Origin of the sequence: Bacillus stratosphericus (genome assembly GCF_020524495.1) — a bacterium.
Taxonomy (GTDB): domain Bacteria; phylum Bacillota; class Bacilli; order Bacillales; family Bacillaceae; genus Bacillus; species Bacillus stratosphericus_B.
The window spans coordinates 1-2,552 of record NZ_JAIVLB010000082.1; the positions used below are offsets into that span (position 1 = coordinate 1).

The following is a 2,552-nucleotide window of genomic DNA, read 5'->3' on the forward strand; positions in this document are numbered from 1 at the left end:
TCTTTTACGCTAATCGGATAACTTACTCTTTTTTTCATACAAAAACACCTCCAAATTGTTTTCAGGTATGCTATACCCGATGTTCAACTTAAAGGTGTTTTTATTTGTCTCATATTATGTGGTCAGTCCCATTTCTCCTTGTCTTTTTTTGACTGAATCGTTTATTATGCATATTAATTTCTTTAACACTCGTACTTATAACTGAATCGTTTATATGGATTTTTTATACAATTTTTCCAAACAATTAGAATCCATCCGTGACATCATATTCATAATTGATATTAGCACTGACATTTCTCATGGTAGACTTCGCTGTAGCTTTTGCGTTGTACTTAAAGCTCCATTTTTGAGCCACTTTTAATTGATCTTCCAGAGAAATACGATAAGAACCACTTGTTGCAGATGAAAAAAGTGATTGGTACCAAATATTGCTTTCACTAGCCATTAATTTGTGTGTAACATTCCCTTGGTTAGGTGTTTGAGTACTAGTCGTGGAAATCGATTTAACAACAGCACGTTTAGGAACTGCAGGATTATTAGTTAAATCCATTGTAATGACAGAAGAATCAACACCTGTTAGATTCAAAGAAGAATTCCCCAAGTTGGTAGCGGTCCCTGTAAAGTTGAATTTCCCATTTCCAGATTTAATACGATCTTGAATTGAGACAGTAAAATACATATCCCCTGTATATGTACCACGGGTCACTTTCACAAAATAAGTTTCTGTAGTTGAAGTAACTTCACCTGTATTCGCAAAAATAAAGGGCGTTACTGAATGAGGATTAATAACTTCGGACCCTGTCCTAGAATATTTCGAATTATACACCTCGATATTCATCCCTGTATATTGCTTATTATACGAACTTCTTACATAAACTCTTTCACCCTTGTTGATCGTGAACTGATAATACGCTTCATTTTCACCTTCAGGTAAGATTGTTGTGTCTGAACGACTATATTTCCAATATCCCATTGAACTTGCTGTGTTAGGACTGTTATTCCCTGTGATAGCTGCTTCTGCTGTATTTGGCGTAATAAAGCTGGTAACAAGCATAAACAACAATGCTGGTAATAAAAAACGTTTAAAGATACTATTTGTCATATTTTAACCCTCCTTGTAATAATTACTATATCGGATCAAAACTAACAAATTTTAACTTAATTGCCGATATATTTAATAATCACTATTTTTTTAAAAAAGGAGAATCAAAATGAATATTAACACATCATACACAACAGTTGTTTCAAACAATCATAACCGTATAGACTCCAAAAACCAGCCAGCTATCCAAAGTACAAATGAGGTGATGACCGAATCTGATAGACGAATGAAAATATTAGATGAGAAATACGAAAAAATAAATGAACAAAATAAACGTTTCAAAGATCCTCAAGGCCATATATATGATAAGTATCGAAATCCACACTCTTCTTATTTCAGAAGTGACCTAACTTCCGTGGAGAGAGAAGCTGCTTACATTATGGAAATGAGTTGGGCAAGGAATAATAAGGGTGGACAATACGATTTTAATGACGCCATCTTCCGCAATGAAAAACGATACGATCCTACCCAAGAAAGTGTAGAAAAGAAAATACTCAATCGCCAAAAAGTGAACGAACAACTGCAAGCTTTATTTTCTACCAATGGTTTGACCATTCCTAAAAATGCAAATTTAATTTTTACAATTGACCCAAATAATTTTAAATTAGTGGTGAGTGGATCAAAAGACGAATCGCTGGTCAAACAAATAGAAGACATATTAAATACAAACAACAATACAAGAGAGTTATTTTTTCATATCATGAAAAGCAGATCTGACGATTCCACTCAATTCACAGCTGACACCCTTGCAAAATTCCATCTTGTCAATCAAATCAAAACGGTGACGGGCTACAATTTAAACGATTTAAGCATTGTAAACGGTCAATTTATTACGGATAACGGAACAAATATTTTTGATATATACAAAGAAGAACTTCTGAAAAATCCGTACACCGCAGAAAATGCGCGTATTGCCGCTTCACATTATGGTGCACAGCTATTTGATCTAGCCAAAAACGGGTTTGATTCTATTCCTGATTTGGTGCTATCTATTGGTTATCAAAATGGGGCTTTATATGACATTGGTTGAAGTTAACTAAACGAGGGCTTGAATCATGTATAAAAATCAACTGTAAACAAGGTGCTATGACAATACGATCACAGCGTCTTGTTTCTAAAAATATTGGAGGATTCCCACAACAAAACAAGAACTAACTAGAAGTATTAAATTGATTTTCAAATTGAGGAGGGCTTTATTTGTTATTTGTGGGGATTGCAATTTTAATTGTGCTTGTCATATCAAGTACAATGATAGAGAAAAGTTTAACATCAATTGGAAAACAAAATGAACTCATCATAGAGCTGTTAAAAGAAAAGAGCGATAAAAGCTGATGGGACTGACCCCCGTTTTTGAGACAGGGATCAAAACACCTTTATGAAACAGCCAGTTGTCGAAACTCTTTCGGTGACTGGTTGTTTCATTTTAATTGAATTCGGATATTGTTATAAT

3 protein-coding genes are annotated in these 2,552 nt (G+C 34.0%); 2 read left to right on the top strand and 1 reads right to left on the bottom strand.

Features of this window, described 5'->3' with window-relative positions:
- Positions 1–244: 244 nt before the first annotated feature.
- Positions 245–1,102: a hypothetical protein gene (locus LC033_RS16440; protein ID WP_226570292.1), complete on the bottom strand. Its 858-nt coding sequence runs from the start codon at positions 1,100–1,102 to the stop codon at positions 245–247.
- A 109-nt stretch (positions 1,103–1,211) separates the two neighbouring features.
- Here LC033_RS16440 and LC033_RS16445 point away from each other — a divergent pair, with 109 nt between their 5' ends.
- Positions 1,212–2,132, top strand: a complete 921-nt coding sequence (locus tag LC033_RS16445) for a DUF4885 family protein (protein WP_226570294.1) — start codon at positions 1,212–1,214, stop codon at positions 2,130–2,132.
- Positions 2,133–2,299: 167 nt separating this feature from the next.
- The gene (locus LC033_RS16935) at positions 2,300–2,434 is read left to right on the top strand and encodes a hypothetical protein (RefSeq protein WP_264188796.1); all 135 of its coding nucleotides are present in this window, start codon (positions 2,300–2,302) and stop codon (positions 2,432–2,434) included.
- The last annotated feature ends 118 nt before the right edge of the window (positions 2,435–2,552 follow it).

Excerpts from the sequence above, each read along its gene's own strand:
- LC033_RS16440 (WP_226570292.1), bottom strand. The coding sequence starts at position 1,102 with ATGACAAATAGTATCTTTAAACGTTTTTTATTACCAGCATTGTTGTTT.
- LC033_RS16445 (WP_226570294.1), top strand. The coding sequence starts at position 1,212 with ATGAATATTAACACATCATACACAACAGTTGTTTCAAACAATCATAAC.